The organism is Cohnella zeiphila, assembly GCF_014212055.1.
Lineage (GTDB): Bacteria > Bacillota > Bacilli > Paenibacillales > Paenibacillaceae > Cohnella > Cohnella zeiphila.
The window spans coordinates 1-14468 of the sequence record NZ_JACJVO010000064.1 but is presented as its reverse complement, the minus strand read 5'-3'; the positions used below and the strand labels follow the sequence as shown (position 1 = coordinate 14468).

16 protein-coding genes and 2 pseudogenes are annotated in these 14468 nt (G+C 50.9%); 4 read left to right on the top strand and 14 right to left on the bottom strand.

Features of this window, described 5'->3' with window-relative positions:
- The 4 genes from H7C18_RS34225 to H7C18_RS34210 all read right to left on the bottom strand — a co-directional run.
- A partial coding sequence (locus tag H7C18_RS34225; RefSeq protein ID WP_185133619.1) for a DUF1048 domain-containing protein occupies window positions 1-342 on the bottom strand: 342 nt, incomplete at its 3' end.
- Window positions 343-369: 27 nt separating this feature from the next.
- Entirely contained in the window at window positions 370-717 is a 348-nt protein-coding gene (locus H7C18_RS34220) for a DUF1048 domain-containing protein (protein ID WP_185133618.1), read from the bottom strand.
- Window positions 714-1022: a PadR family transcriptional regulator gene (locus H7C18_RS34215; protein ID WP_273388204.1), complete on the bottom strand. Its 309-nt coding sequence runs from the start codon at window positions 1020-1022 to the stop codon at window positions 714-716. The genes H7C18_RS34220 and H7C18_RS34215 overlap by 4 nt, the downstream gene beginning before the upstream one ends.
- A 476-nt stretch (window positions 1023-1498) precedes the next feature.
- Window positions 1499-3310: an S-layer homology domain-containing protein gene (locus H7C18_RS34210; protein ID WP_238358151.1), complete on the bottom strand. Its 1812-nt coding sequence runs from the start codon at window positions 3308-3310 to the stop codon at window positions 1499-1501.
- A gap of 193 nt (window positions 3311-3503) precedes the next feature.
- On the opposite strand from H7C18_RS34210, the gene H7C18_RS34205 reads away from it, so the two are divergent.
- Window positions 3504-3884, top strand: a complete 381-nt coding sequence (locus tag H7C18_RS34205; RefSeq protein ID WP_185133616.1) for a helix-turn-helix domain-containing protein — start codon at window positions 3504-3506, stop codon at window positions 3882-3884.
- A 98-nt stretch (window positions 3885-3982) separates the two neighbouring features.
- Here H7C18_RS34205 and H7C18_RS34200 read toward each other — a convergent pair.
- The 6 genes and pseudogenes from H7C18_RS34200 to H7C18_RS34175 all read right to left on the bottom strand — a co-directional run.
- A pseudogene (locus H7C18_RS34200) lies at window positions 3983-4135 on the bottom strand (IS66 family transposase); the annotation flags it as partial.
- 155 nt (window positions 4136-4290) lie between these two features.
- Entirely contained in the window at window positions 4291-4893 is a 603-nt protein-coding gene (locus H7C18_RS34195) for a protein kinase domain-containing protein (RefSeq protein WP_185133615.1), read from the bottom strand.
- Between the two features lie 129 nt (window positions 4894-5022).
- Window positions 5023-5814 carry a hypothetical protein gene (locus H7C18_RS34190; RefSeq protein ID WP_185133614.1) on the bottom strand — a complete coding sequence of 264 codons (792 nt, stop codon included), beginning with the start codon at window positions 5812-5814 and terminating at the stop codon, window positions 5023-5025.
- Between the two features lie 951 nt (window positions 5815-6765).
- Window positions 6766-7368, bottom strand: a complete 603-nt coding sequence (locus H7C18_RS34185) for a TetR/AcrR family transcriptional regulator (RefSeq protein ID WP_238358148.1) — start codon at window positions 7366-7368, stop codon at window positions 6766-6768.
- An 823-nt stretch (window positions 7369-8191) separates the two neighbouring features.
- Window positions 8192-8791 carry an NADPH-dependent F420 reductase gene (locus tag H7C18_RS34180; protein WP_185133613.1) on the bottom strand — a complete coding sequence of 200 codons (600 nt, stop codon included), beginning with the start codon at window positions 8789-8791 and terminating at the stop codon, window positions 8192-8194.
- 75 nt (window positions 8792-8866) lie between these two features.
- Window positions 8867-9601, bottom strand: a complete 735-nt coding sequence (locus tag H7C18_RS34175; protein ID WP_185133612.1) for an SDR family NAD(P)-dependent oxidoreductase — start codon at window positions 9599-9601, stop codon at window positions 8867-8869.
- A gap of 161 nt (window positions 9602-9762) precedes the next feature.
- Between H7C18_RS34175 and H7C18_RS34170 the strand changes: the two genes are divergently transcribed.
- Both H7C18_RS34170 and H7C18_RS34165 read left to right on the top strand, forming a co-directional pair.
- The gene (locus H7C18_RS34170) at window positions 9763-10005 is read left to right on the top strand and encodes a hypothetical protein (protein WP_202887777.1); all 243 of its coding nucleotides are present in this window, start codon (window positions 9763-9765) and stop codon (window positions 10003-10005) included.
- A gap of 275 nt (window positions 10006-10280) precedes the next feature.
- Window positions 10281-10628, top strand: a complete 348-nt coding sequence (locus H7C18_RS34165) for a tyrosine-type recombinase/integrase (RefSeq protein ID WP_185133611.1) — start codon at window positions 10281-10283, stop codon at window positions 10626-10628.
- Window positions 10629-10893: 265 nt separating this feature from the next.
- On the opposite strand, the gene H7C18_RS34160 is transcribed toward H7C18_RS34165, so the two are convergent.
- The gene (locus tag H7C18_RS34160) at window positions 10894-12294 is read right to left on the bottom strand and encodes an MDR family MFS transporter (protein WP_238358147.1); all 1401 of its coding nucleotides are present in this window, start codon (window positions 12292-12294) and stop codon (window positions 10894-10896) included.
- Window positions 12295-12398: 104 nt separating this feature from the next.
- Window positions 12399-12755: a MarR family winged helix-turn-helix transcriptional regulator gene (locus tag H7C18_RS34155; RefSeq protein ID WP_238358146.1), complete on the bottom strand. Its 357-nt coding sequence runs from the start codon at window positions 12753-12755 to the stop codon at window positions 12399-12401.
- Between the two features lie 223 nt (window positions 12756-12978).
- Here H7C18_RS34155 and H7C18_RS36175 point away from each other — a divergent pair, with 223 nt between their 5' ends.
- Entirely contained in the window at window positions 12979-13206 is a 228-nt protein-coding gene (locus H7C18_RS36175) for a DUF3889 domain-containing protein (RefSeq protein WP_420481906.1), read from the top strand.
- Window positions 13207-13340: 134 nt separating this feature from the next.
- Here the strand turns inward: H7C18_RS36175 and H7C18_RS34145 are convergent, their stop codons facing one another.
- Together H7C18_RS34145 and H7C18_RS34140 are read right to left on the bottom strand one after the other, a co-directional pair.
- Window positions 13341-13904, bottom strand: a complete 564-nt coding sequence (locus tag H7C18_RS34145; protein WP_185133608.1) for an NAD(P)H-dependent oxidoreductase — start codon at window positions 13902-13904, stop codon at window positions 13341-13343.
- Between the two features lie 41 nt (window positions 13905-13945).
- Window positions 13946-14468 (bottom strand): annotated as a pseudogene (locus H7C18_RS34140) (MFS transporter); the annotation flags it as partial.

Below are 14468 nucleotides of genomic sequence, written 5' to 3'. Positions count from 1 at the left end.
TTTGTCCGTAGCTTTTTTCATCGCCTTGTTCATTTCTTGGTTAACCGATTCTTGGTAGATGTCGGCGTACGTTTTGGAATCTTTGATGAGATCGTCGCAAAAAGCCGCTACGTCCCTGCCCGTCACGTCGAGCACGCCTTTCCCCACGGCCGCGCCCTCTTCAAAAAGATCGACAATCCCCGAGAGCAAACCCGTACCTTCGGTCAGTTCAACGGGGCCGACCTTAAAGAGATATTTTTGAATCTCCTTATACACAATCTGATAATCCTGCGGGAGCGCTTTGACGCGCGCCACGTGTGCTCGCCACTCTCTTTTGCCTTGGATGATGTCTTGTATGCTCATTTGTTTATCCTCCTATGTGCCTTCATTTTATTTGCCTAATTTTTTAGCGACATTGTTGTTGAGCTGCTCGCGCCACTTGTCGCGGAATGACTTTGCCCCTTCTTCGCCGGCCAGCGCCGCACAGAAGCCTTTGATATCGTCGCCCAATACTTCTTGGACACGCTGACCGTCCGCCGCCGCTTCTTCGAGCAGGCCCAGCACGCCGTCGAGAATGGGCATGAGGTTGCGACCGGAGAAATTGGTGTACATCCAAATATTTCCGTTCACTTCTTTCCATGCCGCTTGATAACCGGCCGGCAGCTTTTGGGCTCGCGATTCAAAAGCTCTCATTTCTTTCGTCATGTCGCTGCCGGTGATTTTTTCCCAAAAATTCATGGATTTCTCTCCTTTAACTCGTTCATTTTTGACGATACGAACTCCCATTTTTCCCAGAACCTCCGCAGCTCCTCGCGCCCCGCGTCGTTGATCGCGAAAAACTTTCGCGGCGGTCCCATGTCGGAGGGCTTCTTAGTGATCTCCACCAGCTTGTTTTTTTCAAGCCGGATCAGGATGGTGTACACCGTTCCCTCCACAACATCCGTGAAGCCGAGGGCGTTCAGCCGCCGCGTGATTTCGTAGCCGTAGGTTTCGTTGCGGCTTATAATTTCAAGGACGCAGCCCTCCAGCACCCCTTTGAGCATTTCCGTTAGGTTTTCCAGCACCATCACCCCTTGCTATTCTGTATGACCGGTATGCAGCGTTACTGACTACTGCTATAAAGTAACACGCAGTAGCTGGATTGTCAATAGCTTTTGTTCTGATCATGAATTTCAGCTACAACGCAAGATGCAGGTGAGTTTTTGTTATCGCTCCTACCGTTACTTCCATGTCTGAATAATACGACACACTACTTTGTCTGTCAAGGTAATATTTTTATTTTAATACCTTGTCTGAAAATTGCACATGGTGATTTGCTGGGCCTTACGCTTTCTCTTCCAAGGATCCGCCCTCACCGCGCCGCCGGGCACCCGAAGCGCAGCGGAGAAAAAACGCTCAATGGACCCGGCTTGCCGGGTCGCTTGGGCGTTTAGTAGGTGGCGGGGTTCCGCGGCATATTTTTTGCAAAAGAAAAAGCCTTGGAGGATAGTCCAAGGCTCTTTCTGCAAAGCTGTCACTCTTAGATCAAATCGGATTTTTGCAGCAGTCTTTGAATCATGGCGGCGATTTCCGCCCGGGTCATATCCGCTTGCGGGTCAAGCTCGCTTCCGGTTCGGCCGGTCACGATTCCGGCTTGCAGGCTATCGTCTACCGCTTCCTTCGCCCAGGAAGACACCTTCGCTGCATCCACGAAAGAGCTGAGCGACGCATCCGCGTCATGTTGCGGTAATTTGGCTTGCAATCCGGTCACGGTCATCGCTTTGTCGATGATCGCCATGGCCTGCTCACGGGTGATCTCTTCCTGAGGGCGGAAGAGACCGTCGCCAAAGCCGTTGATCAGCTTGTAATCGTAAGCGGTCTGCACCGCGCCGGCATACCATGCAGATGAGTTTACATCGGTAAACGTCGATGAGCCGCTCTCTACTTTCAACCCCAGTGCTCTTACGATAATCGCCGCAAGCTCCGCCCGCGTGATATTCCGATTGGGACTGTACAATCCATCTCCCGTGCCGTCGACAATCATGCGCGAACCCATGTCGTTCACCGCGTCTTTCGCCCAATGGTTCTGGACGTCGCTGAATTCGATCGGATGCCAGACGACCGAGTACAAGCTGTTGGTCAAGCTATTGATGACCGCGAAGTGTTTCCCGTCGACCGTCGTGATCTTGGTCGGCACGTGGCGCACGGTTCCGTCCGGATCGATGACGATGCCGGTCGTGATTTGGTTCGGATCGCCCCCGTCGGGAATCGCGATGGTCCGCTCCACGTAGGAGTTGAACCGGCTGACTTCGACGGTCTGACCGTTGTACGTTCCTTTGACCGTGAATTCAACCGGAGCTGCTACAGGCGTAAAGCCGCCTACCGAAGCCGCATCCTCGGCCGCCTTCGCCGCTTCCGCTGACGGAGCGGCGATCTGAATCTGGATTTTGATATCTTCCAGGTTCGCCGTCTGCCCGAGTTGGTTGGATATGGAGTCGATATCGATTTGACCGGCAGGCAGAGAATAAGTCGCCTGCTGCGTCTTAATCTCCACGACCGCTTGCTTCTGCTCCATGTTTTTGACCATTTGGCCGTTGAGCTCGCCGATCACCACGTCCGATCCGGTGTTGACCGGGATGGTTACCACGGCGTTATTGCCTTCCGCCGCAAGCTTCTCGTTCAGCTTGTCCGGATCAACGGTGACAGTCGTGACCGTTTGATTGTTCACGGTCGTCGTCGTTGCTTTTCCTGCATTCTCTACTTTGCCGTTAACGAGCACTTCTACGTCCGATTCCTGCGTGTTGCCCGGCGTGGCAACGACAGGGGTGCCGCCGCCGCCGCTCGATGGGGTTACAGGCGTCACGGCCGGGGACGCCGCCGAGACTGCACCGCCTCCGGCGAGATTGAACGCCTTCACCGTAAATGTGTAGGTTGTCCCGTTCGTCAAGCCGGTCACGACGATCGGACTGCTCGTTCCGGTCGCCGTTTGGCCTCCCGGCGTCGCGGTCACCACATAACGGGTAATCGTGCTTCCTCCGTTATCGTCTGGAGCCATGAACGTCACCGTCGCCTGTCCATTGCCAGCCGTTGCCGTAACGTTCATCGGAGCTCCCGGAACCGTCACCGGCGCCGATGCCGGGCTCACTGTTAAGGTACTGCTCGCCGTGTAGCCGCCGTCTTGCGTCGTGACCGTAATCGTCGCCGTTCCGGCGCTTACCGGCGTCACGACACCGTTCGCTACCGTCGCCACGTTGGCGTCACTTGAACTCCATGTGACGTTCTTATTCGTCGCATTTTCAGGCGCTACCGTAGCAGTCAACGATTCAGTGGCCCCGCCTGCGATCAGCGTCATTGTCGATAGATCAAGCAGGGAATTACAGATCAACAAAAGACAAACGAATCGTTGACACATAAACGTGATAAAGGCATCGCAGCGTCAAGAAGGTCAACGATTCGTTGATATATATCAACTGACTCACGATTGTTTCCTGCCTATTCAGATAATATAATTCGGTTATAAAGCAATTAATAATGGAGGAATGATTGTGAATATCAAGATCGGGGCGCGGATAAAAGAACTGCGCAAACTTCAAAATGTCACGCAGGAAAAGCTTGCCGAAGCGCTGGGGGTGACGAACCAGGCAATATCCCGATGGGAAAGCGAAACCGGCTATCCAGACATCGAGTACATCATGCCAATAGCCAATTATTTCAAGGTAACGGCGAATTATTTATTAGAAGACGGCAGCGGCGAAAGCCTGTTGAAAATGGAAAATGACGAAGATAACGGCGGCAATAGTCAAATTAAGTGTTCATTTTGCGGGAAAAGTAAGTCGCAGGTTAAAAAATTACTAGTTGGACCTGACAAAATTTCTATTTGTAACGATTGCGTTTCAAGGAGCGCTAGTATTATGTTAGGGCACTGATGAGTGAACGTCAAATAGCCCCCACCTAGCGGAGGGAGCAAGGTTTAACTATAAATCGAGCTAGTTGTTCATGCGACAGCTAACTGGGAGTGCGTAAGATAGATGACTGCACTCGCTTTCGCTCCTCGCGGCGTGTTGGCAAACAACCAGTTTTTGCGTCCAATAACGAACGGCTTGATCGAGCGCTCGCTGCGATTGTTATCGATCTCCAATCGTCCATCTGCCAAATAGGCCGTCAGCTTCTCCCACTGATCAGACTATAAGTCCGAACGCCTCCACCATCGGAATCAATTCACGTTCGGCGTCCCGATAGAGCTTCGAATCGATTACTCCTACCGTAGAAATCGACGGGCAGATACTTCGGGTAACCTCAAGTTTATAGCTTGGCTGAAGCGACGGCTGTCCATCAAGTTTTAAATGAGCCATCGTGAGTTAATTTTCCAATCAATGATTTCATTTGATCCCAGATTTCAGGAAAGCTCCGTTCACAAGCCGCATCTATCTTGCTGGCAACCTGGCAGACAGAGTACGCATCGTCCCAAAACAATGCGTCAGGCTTATATTCTGCTCCCCCTAAATCCCTCAAGAGGTCGACTCGCGGGGTCAAAAAGCCAAGTTCCGGCCAAGGATTCGAGCCCTTCCTAATGGAGAACGCGAAATCAAACAGAACCATCCTCCACTTTTCTTCGAGCATATCAATCATGATATTGGCGGGGCGAATGTCCCGATGAATGATTTCCGAATGATGAAGTGCTTTCAAAATAGAAACCAATTGCCGTAGTAGATTTTCCTTTTGTGCGTTCGTTAATTGGGTTCGGTGTTTTAGAATCGTCTCCAACGGGATCCCTTCAATCCACTCCAATAAGACGAAAGACAGAGGCCCGTTGGCTTCATAAGCAATGAGGTTCGGGAAATGGCGGTTATCGAACTGGCCGATTAGGCTTGCTTCACGAGAAGCCGATTCACCATAGGTTCCATCTACCTTAATAAATACTCTTCTTCCGTCCACAACGGAATTTCCTTCGAAATAGCAAAAGCCGAGGTGGGCCTGAGATTCCAAATAGGGCTTGAGGTTGACAATTTGATAATGCCGCTCTAGATGAGCGCGGATTAAGGCCTCCTGTTGCATTGAAAGAAATCAGCTCGCTTCAAAAAAACGTTGATTAATATAAACGGAAAGATCGCGAGGAGCGGTATATTGATACTTCTGGCTTTTCAGGTATTCATCTATAAAGTTTTTAAGGCGATGAAGGTCGATCATTACGGTTGGGGAAAAGTCCGGGATCTTCAGTTGTTCTGCCATACTGGATAAACGGGCGAAGTAATCTGGGGCAATGGACGGTTTATGAACGGCTGCATGATAAAGTAAACTAAAAAAATGATCGCTCGGCCGTGGAACGAAAAAACTTTTGGGAGAGAAAATTTTGTTTTTCAACAGGCTTCTTTCCCAATCCTCATCCATATACTCATCGCCCACATGCCGGAAATCGAAAAATACGGACTGTCCTCCAACGGGAACCCGATAGTGAACGCGAAAGGGTTCCGAATACACTTTTTCGCCGTTTAAAAGGAAAGCGACATCCACAGGATCCCGTACCAATAGATCGATATCACCGTGAAGCTCCGACAAGTAATTATCCGGCAGGTATTCGAAATTACGCAAGACCATATAGTCCGCGACGGAATTGAGAAACGAAAAAAGCTGCGTCAAACTCTGCCAACCGTATGTTCCCATAAGATCTTGATGCATCACCGGGCAATTTCCATCCCAGCTTTGCGGATACTCTCGAAGGAAGGTGTCCGGATCGCAGCCTAGTAATAGGTTCAAGTCCCGGGCGCATTCCATCGGGGTGTTCGTCGCATGGATCAGGTGACCTCCTCCGGTCCATTGCCGGTATAAAGTTTTGGCGTCGAATACATTGGTATTCACAAGAAGGGTGCCCTTTGATGTTTGGCGCGGGCCGTAAACGGGGCGCTCGTCCAAAACGATGATGCAAAAAAAGGGGCCTCTTCCGCAATGGAGTTCTTTTTCGGACCCTGAAGGCAACTGTTGACCGTAGAAGCGGCTCAGATTATGGGAGAAATACTCGGGTGACCAATAAATTTGAAAAGCCTTTTTTACCGTAAATTTGGAGAGTATGTCCAGCCAACTCCTTCCATTTTGGTATCACAATATATGATGAAGGTCTCATTTAGAGTTTGTACAAACATCCAGGTTGTACAGAATTGTACGGTACATTTTCTCCAGTCAAGCTAGCGACCTTACGGAGAAGTCGTCTGCGGTAGCAGGTCATGGAATTTCAGATGAAAGCCCATCGAAAAATTGCATGGCATTAACCATGATCCAAATACACCAGCCAATCCCGCCGATCATCGTCCAGATCGCAACCGAAATCCCGAAGCAAAAACACGTCCACCGATCCGTTCGACAGGACCAGTCCGGCCATTCCGATTGGCCCGCACTCCAAAGCAAAGGTTTCCTCGTCAATCAGCGGCTCATGCGGATCCCGAACCTCAATCCATTCCAATCGATTTGCGTGGCGGAATATACAAGTAAACCCGATTCTGTTTTAGAATCGGGTTTTGTTGGAAAATCGATTGCGCTAACTCAGTACGATTTGATTTTCTAGCGAATACTCGCTTATTCGCAGGATTTCATCCCTTTTGCAATAGGATGAAAGATGTGACGAGGCCAGAACCTATAGATTCAACTGTTAGAAGGTAGGCGGGAACAAAGACGAGGTGAACATCGCCTAAATAGTCCCTTTTGAGCATTGCTTCCGGTACCCCGTGATTTCTTTATGAGATCCTGCGAATAAGCCAACAATCGAATTACATGAACGCTGTCAACATCGTTTTATTCAGCCTTTCCCATGACTTTTCACCCATTCGTTGTGTCGGGCAGCGTCCCTGGTCCATTTGTTGTATCTTGTGGATCAGCGATCCAGATGGCGCTCGAGATAACATTGAAGAGATGATCGGTCCGTGGCGCGAATGAAGGTTGGCCGACAAGCCAGCCAAGTGCCGATATCAGGGCGAACAAGTCGTCCCCATTCATATCGGCGCGCGCCGTTCCCTCGGTCTGAGCACGGAGCAATAGTCGCGCGCCCGCCGAGTGCACCGCTGCGCATGTAGCGTAAAGCGCGGAGTCCGGGTCCGCGTGGGCGTTCGCCATCAAGGCGACAACGCCGCTATAGCTTTGGACGAATGCCACCTGTTCGCGAACCCAGGACACGAGCGCTTCGTCAGGTGGTTTCGACGTTTCGAGTTCGCCTGCCTTCTGCGTCAGTGCCTCCAGATTCGTACGCAGCAACGCTTCGAACAAGGCTTCCCGCGTCGGGAAATGACGAAGCAGTGTGGCCAGCCCTACACCGGCCCGGCGGGCAATATCTCGCATAGACGCATCGACACCATGCTCGGCGACGACGTCACGCGCGACTGCAAGTAGATGACTGTAATTTTTTCTGGCGTCGGCTCGCATCATGTTTTCACCCGCCTAGTTATAACTTGATTTGTAAAAACCGCAAAAGGATTTGTTTTTGGGACATTCCATCGAAAGCTAATACGTTCAGTATCAAAGGGAATGGAGCTCAACTGTTCTTCTAATCGAGACGTTACTGTATGCGCTCTTGGGCGTGGGTAGTGTAGGAAAAATTGTAATGCACAATTTATCGATTTTCAACCTCTCGCCGGATGCGACCTCTCATTTCTTCCCATCCAAGCGAAATTGAAACGTTAGTATTGCTTGAATCGAGGGCAGGCCGAATCCCTAAGGACCCAGCCATGATTCAATATCAACTCCAATTTGCTGCATGATCATCATATCAAATTTAATCTTCCTCGTCAGTTCTCCATCATCTCTTCCTTGTCCACACATCATTTCGCACTTGTTCACGGATTGCGGTTTTCCGTCGATTCTACGACCTGCTTGAATTTTTTGATTTCATACCATCGGGCCAGCCGCAAGCGCGACGGGTGCAGGTCACGACCGAAGCTTCATCGTCTCGGCGTTCAAACCGTCCATGCGCGAGCTGCGCAGCGCCTTCGCCATCGCGCAGCGGCAAACGCTGGCGAAGGAGGCGAGGGCCGAGCTCCTTAGCCCGACCCCCACGTCCGACCAGGTGCGCAAGCAGTAGTGCCAAGCCCGTCAGCTCCCCGAGCTGGGAGGCGTCAGACAGACCCACAAGCGCCCACACGCCAGATGATCGGCAAGCGTCTGTCTACCGGCGTCGCCCTCGCTTCAATCAAACTGCGGCTGCCCTTTGTCCACGAGGCAGGATCGCATCGAAATTTGCGATCACGATTCATCAGTCGAACTTGACCAAATCCTTAAAGATCAGTTGACCCCAGCTATTTCCGCGTGCCTGCACAAGCAGTCCGCCTTCCGAAAGCCCGCCAAGTTTGATCGGCGCGAAACCGAGATTTTCCGCAAGCATACCAATCTCCGCTGCTGCGCCGTCATCGTCGCTCGCCAGGAACACGACTCTCCTGCCACCATGAACGGCCGGATCTTGGTCAAGGACCGCAGCGACCAAATGGTTGAAGCCCTTGACCAGTCGTCCACCAGTGAAGGCCTGCGCGACGAACTTGGAAGAAGGCTGTCCTCCCAGTTTCTCAGGGGGCACGCCATAGGCATTGGTCACATCGACGATGGTCTTCCCCTGCCAGGTGGGGAGCGCCTTCGCGACATCCGGGTGCGACTCGAAACGGACAGCCAAAAAGATGATGTCCGCCTTGACGGCGTCCGCCAATTTTTTGGGAATGATCCCTGGTCCGATCGCGGCGGCAGCGGATGCAAAGCTGTCCGGGTCGCGAGTGGTTGCAACGGATACTTCGATGCCGCTTCGGGCAAACGCCTTAGCAAGAGCCTGGCCGATCTTGCCGAAGCCAATAATTGCGTAGCTCATATATTCTTCTCCTTCGGTTTGCCACGCCCTACGGGCTCCGAATAGCGAATGGAGTGACCGGCCGGGCGTAGCGCGTCAGATTTGCGCTAGGCCGCCGTCGACGGCGACCTCGCTGGCGGTCATGAAGCTGCTGTCCGATGATGCGAGAAAGGCGGCCACTGCCCCGATCTCCGCCGGATCGGCCATGCGCTGGAGCGGAGTCATCGAGGCGAAGACTTTTTGGCCCTCCTCGCCTAGCGATTCCTTCGCGAGTTCGGTTGCCGTCGCTCCGGGCGACAGCACGTTTACCCGGATGCCGGTGCCCTTCAGGTCCTCCGCCCAGGTCCGCGCGAGGTTGCGAACTGCCGCCTTGCTCGCGCTGTAGGCGCTCATTGCCGGGGCGCCCGTGGTGCCGGCGCTCGATCCCGTTAGGATGATCGAACCGCCCTGGCCCATCAGCGGTAGCGCCTTCTGGACCGTGAAGATCGAACCCTTCACATTGGTGTCGAAGATTTCGTCAATGTGCTCAGCGGTGATCTCGCCGAGCGGAAGCTGGCTTCCCGCCCCGGCGTTGGCGAAGACGATGTCGAGGGTTCCGCGCTCGGACTTCACCGCCGCGTAGAGTCGGTCGAGGTCGGCCGGATCGGAGACCGAGCCCTTCACCGCGCGGGCATTGGGCCCAAGGTCGGCCACAGCGGCGTCGAGCGCTTCCTGCCGGCGGCCGAAGATGTAGACCAGGGCGCCCTCCTCGATGAAGCGCTTTGCTGCGGCGCGGCCGATGCCGGTGGCGCCACCCGTGATGACTGCAACCTTACCTTCAAGCTTTCCCATGAATTTTCACCCTTTCGTTGTATTGGACAGCGTCTCTGGCCCATCTGCGCAGGTTGCTACCCTATGGATGTCACTGATCCAGTTACCGGTTACCGAAAACGGATCAGTGATCCAATTGTAGTGGATCACTGATCCGTTTGTCAAGACAACCAAACGAGCCGATGCCAGAAAAAATTACAGTCATCTACTTGCAGTCGCGCGTGACGTCGTCGCCGAACATGGTGTCGAATCCACCTGACGAAGCGCTCGTGTCCTGGTTTCGCGAAGGGGTGGCTTTCGTCCAAAGCTATAGCGGCGTTGTCGTCTTGATGGCGAGCGCCCACGCGGACCCGAACTCCGCGCTGAAGCAGGCTTGCGGCTTCAACGCGGAACTGCGATACAAGAGCATACTAAATTCTCGATGAAGCCAGCAGGCCGCTTCCGGTCGGACCACATTCCTGCTGAATCAACTGCTGCGCAAACAACTAGCAGCGGTCCCCGACAATTCAATAGCTTGTCATCGACGATGAGAATCAAGACCGCGACTTTTCAACCCGACAGGCCAACGACACCACCAAGCTGGAAAGAGCTGAACCGCCTAAAATCCAATATGAAAAGCCACCTTCGATTTTAATTTCAAAGGTGGCTTTTCGTGCCAAGACCAAATCTCCGTCGATTCACTGGCCTGCGGGACTACACTATGATGCTTTTATTGCTGGATACCAGTATTCGACTCACATTGCCCGGGGAAAAGGCAACAAAAACCGGTTTCGTCCCCATGCAAAAACCTTGCGCCGCGGCACTCCGTTCATATCTGCGATTGCGCGACGGACAGCTGGATGATGCTTTATGGATCTCAAGCAAAGGAAGACCCCTTCAGCCAGACACGATCAAGCAGTTGATTATCAAGTACTGCCATGGCGCTGGTGTACGAAGTTCCGCCCATGCCTCCCGACGGACGATGGCCAAATCTTTCCTGATGAATGGTGGTAATGCCTACGCTTTGCAAGCCCTTTTAGGTCACGGCGACATCACCATGACCCATTAATATGTCGCTCCTGCCCGCCGATGTGCACTTTCGGCACAAAACATGTAGCTCAGTCGATTCGCTTTTGCTTAACGGGTTTATCGGCGAAAAATAGGGCTCCATGGCCATTGTTTCCGACACTATGTGAGCGAAGTGAAGTGGCATTGATGGAATGCCACCTGCTTAAAGGGTGGTTTTCAGACCCTTTTATTGCAGTTAGTTATGATCACTACGATTTTGCAACGTTTTAGCTTGTGATTTTATTAACTGTACTCAATTGAATGCATTATTTCGAAGACTTTTTGTTAGTTAAAAACAAAGCAGGAACGAGCATTACCAAGCTAAGGACTAAGGCTAACAGGAACCCATCGTGGTAAGCAGCGGTCATAAAGGGCACCGTTGGCATGTGGCCTGCAAGTGAAAGACTGACAACTGTTGCAAGTACTGCCGAACCAAATGCGGCGCCAATATTTTGAACAAGGCGCGTTCCGACACTAGCTTGCGCGATTTCTTGCTTAACCATACCCGTGTATGAGTCAGTCATCATGGGAATGGTGGCGCCGCTGATACCAATACCGCGTACAAACAAGACGACACTCATAACAATGAGTGAAGATGCCTCATTGAAAAAGACAAAAGGAATCGTACCAACAATGGCGAGCGCCAAGCTTACCAAGACAACATTACGCGCACCCAATTTATCGGTCAGCCTGCCAATCAACGGACGGGCAACCAATGTACCTATACCTTGCGGAATCAAAATCAATCCGGCACTCAAAACCGAGAAGCCTTTGACATTTTGGAAAAACAAAGGTAATAACAACATAGGGCCATTGGTGGCAATTCCCGCAAGGAACAAACCAACCATGGCGGCGCTGAAATTTTTCGACTTGAATAAATGTAACGGGAGAATCGTTTGTTCCTTTTTGATTGCGGCATAAATCATGTAAATGCCTATCATTGCGACTCCAGCAACAACAAACCCAATAGTCGTACGGTTGTTAGACGCAGCAATCCCGTAAATCAACGAGGCTGAAGCGGCGCCCAATAAAGCAATCCCAATAAAGTCGAATTTGGCTTTCCTATTAACCGGAGTGAAATTGGGCAGCTTCATAATCATGAAAGTGATGGCAAGAATGCCAACGGGAATGTTGACAAAGAAAATGTAACGCCACGATAAGAACTCAACAATCACAGCCCCGATAACTGGACCAAGGATTGGACCTAAGACCATTGGGGTAGCGACGGTGGACATTATACGTCCCATTCGTTCCCTTCCAGCGAATTCAACAACCAAGGTAGTCAGCAATGTCATGATAAATCCGGCGCCTACACCTTGAAATATCCGAAAAATAATCAATCCATAAATACCGCCGCTGAATCCCAAAGCAATCGAAGCCGCTAAGAATAAGATATTTGCGCCAATCATTAACCATTTGCCGTTGAAACGCTGAACCATCCAACCGACAAGCGGTACTGAAATTGCCATAGCTAACGCGAAACCCGTAATTGCCCATTGAATGAAGTCAAGTCCGACCTTGAAATCGACACTTAAATCCTGGATGGCGATATTGACCATTGTGGAGTCGAGCAGCGGCATAATGGCTCCAAGCACTAAAATCCAAGCAACATTCATGATGCTTTTGGGAATCGGCTCAAGTGCCGGGGCTTGTTCTTTCTTGCTCAAAATAAATCCCCCTTTTTTTGATTAGTTTCTATACTATATAGAGACTAAACAATATGGTCAAATAAAATGCTGTCGTAAAGACAGCGCTTTTCGTTAATAAAGGCTCATGTTTCTTTCAGATTTTTATCTATTGTCTTTTCCATTTCAGAAAAAAACTCAATCATGACTGTGTAGGAGGCTTCTGGCATATCTCTTAGCACCTTTAACGATTCATCAATCGCTTGATTATGGTATTCAATGTGCCCAGCGTAATTTTTCTGCCCCTCTTCCGTAAGATTCAAAACGACCTCCGTGTCTGAATCGGGAGATACTTTTTTTTCAACCATACTCTTTTCCACCAATTTGTAAATCATTTGTGAAGCAGCACCTTTGGTAATGCCTAAAATATCAGCCAGTACGGTAATATTGATTCCCGGATTATCCCCCACAGCTGCTATTGTATGAATTTCCGCTCTGGACAATAAGGCGTCTGTCCCATAGGAGCGCTGCTTATTTTCCATCCGATTGTATTTACTAATCACCCGTTCGAAAAGGGTGATAAACTTCGTATAATCGTTTATTTCGATTACCCCCCTCATTAAGTTCAAGAGCTATACGGTATAGCATCTATACAATAGGATAATATATTAGTATCATCCAGGAAATCTTTTGTCAACTGTTTTTGATAAACCAAATCCGGTGACGATGCCGTCACAAGTGACCCTTTGTCGAAGTCCCGCCAAAGATGCGATCGCTACGTTTTCCCAAAACGAACTTGTGCGGTTACCAGTTATTTCACCAGAGCAAGCAGTTGAGAAGTTTAATCTTTGGCACCGTCGAGATCAAACAGAATTCGGTGTGTATGTTTCGATTATTTTCAACTCAAAAACCGAAGAGTTGCAATCGATACAATTTAACGAAACGGATAGATGATCATGTACAAATGGTTAGCCTGAGAGTAGATTAAGTAAACGGGAAACCGTAGTTTAAATTACACAGCCTGCCGACATGATCCGGCAGGCTGTCAATCCCATCGCATGGGCCGCGCTCTTCTTGCCTTTGGTTATTCAAGGATTGCCATGCAATTTCTTCCCTGCCGCAATGGTGTTTGCCGTATTGGCCACGCGCTTTCCTAGGGTTTCTCCTAGCCTGAGACCCTTCGCGAACAGCGATTGGATCAGCTCATCGTGGGTATCTTCGACTGGAGACGTCACTCCGACTCCATAATAACTGCCGTACAGCGCATTCTCCGGAGTAGTAGCCGGCAAGCCGACAACCATCATGCCTTGATGCAGCATCGGCGTAATCAGGTTAAGCAAGGTCGCTTCGATACCGCCATGAATGGTTGCCGTCGTACAAAATACCGCGCCGATTTTATCCACTAACGTCCCATTTGCCCACAAATACCCAAGCTTATCGATCCATTCCTTTAAGCCGGAGCTAATCGTGCCGAAGTGTCCGGGACATCCCCAGATAATCACATCCATATCGGCAAGATCTTTGACGTTCGCCTTATTAACGTGATTGATGAACACCTCGGTGCCATCCACGCTTTGGGCTCCTTTGGCAATGGAACGGGCCAGCTGTTCCGTATGCCCTGCTTCGCTATCATACACAATATAGATTTTCATCGATTGATCTCCTCTCATGATGGTTGTTCAAACGCGCTTCCTTACTCGTTTTCCTTTTGCAGCCCGGTCAATTTCTTGAGCGTTTCCCGGTAGGCTTTATCGGGGGACATTTCTTCATTCCGATCCGCTTCCTTGTTTGTGACATCCTTCAGCTTCAGCAGCGCCTTCCGGTATTCTTTATCGGTGAAATGGCCATCGTCCTTCTCGGGCCGAGACGGGGTTAAAAACCCTCGAATGGCATTGCGGAATTCGCTATCCTTGCTTGGCAAGTCCGCGCGACCCGTTATCTCCGCGAGCGCCGGTTGGGCCGCCAACTCGCTCGCATCCGACGCTTTAACCGGTTCCTGCACCGTATCCTCTTGCGGCTTCGTCTTCTGAATGAAGAAAGACAGCGCCAATGCGGCGACCGTCAGCCAGAACGCATACTGGAAGGCTTGATTGATACCCGAAACGGTCGCATGCTGCGTAATATCGAACACTTTCGCCTTGTCGTTCGGATCGACTTTGCCCGCGATCATGAGATCGGCGGCTACGCTCTTCGTCTTGTTCGACATAACGGAGACG

Coding starts and splice junctions, on each gene's coding strand:
- H7C18_RS34220 (WP_185133618.1), bottom strand. CDS start 717: ATGAATTTTTGGGAAAAAATCACCGGCAGCGACATGACGAAAGAAATG.
- H7C18_RS34215 (WP_273388204.1), bottom strand. CDS start 1,022: ATGCTCAAAGGGGTGCTGGAGGGCTGCGTCCTTGAAATTATAAGCCGC.
- H7C18_RS34210 (WP_238358151.1), bottom strand. CDS start 3,310: ATGACGCTGATCGCAGGCGGGGCCACTGAATCGTTGACTGCTACGGTA.
- H7C18_RS34185 (WP_238358148.1), bottom strand. CDS start 7,368: ATGATGCGAGCCGACGCCAGAAAAAATTACAGTCATCTACTTGCAGTC.
- H7C18_RS34180 (WP_185133613.1), bottom strand. CDS start 8,791: ATGAGCTACGCAATTATTGGCTTCGGCAAGATCGGCCAGGCTCTTGCT.
- H7C18_RS34175 (WP_185133612.1), bottom strand. CDS start 9,601: ATGGGAAAGCTTGAAGGTAAGGTTGCAGTCATCACGGGTGGCGCCACC.
- H7C18_RS34170 (WP_202887777.1), top strand. CDS start 9,763: ATGCCAGAAAAAATTACAGTCATCTACTTGCAGTCGCGCGTGACGTCG.
- H7C18_RS34165 (WP_185133611.1), top strand. CDS start 10,281: ATGATGCTTTTATTGCTGGATACCAGTATTCGACTCACATTGCCCGGG.
- H7C18_RS36175 (WP_420481906.1), top strand. CDS start 12,979: ATGCCGTCACAAGTGACCCTTTGTCGAAGTCCCGCCAAAGATGCGATC.
- H7C18_RS34145 (WP_185133608.1), bottom strand. CDS start 13,904: ATGAAAATCTATATTGTGTATGATAGCGAAGCAGGGCATACGGAACAG.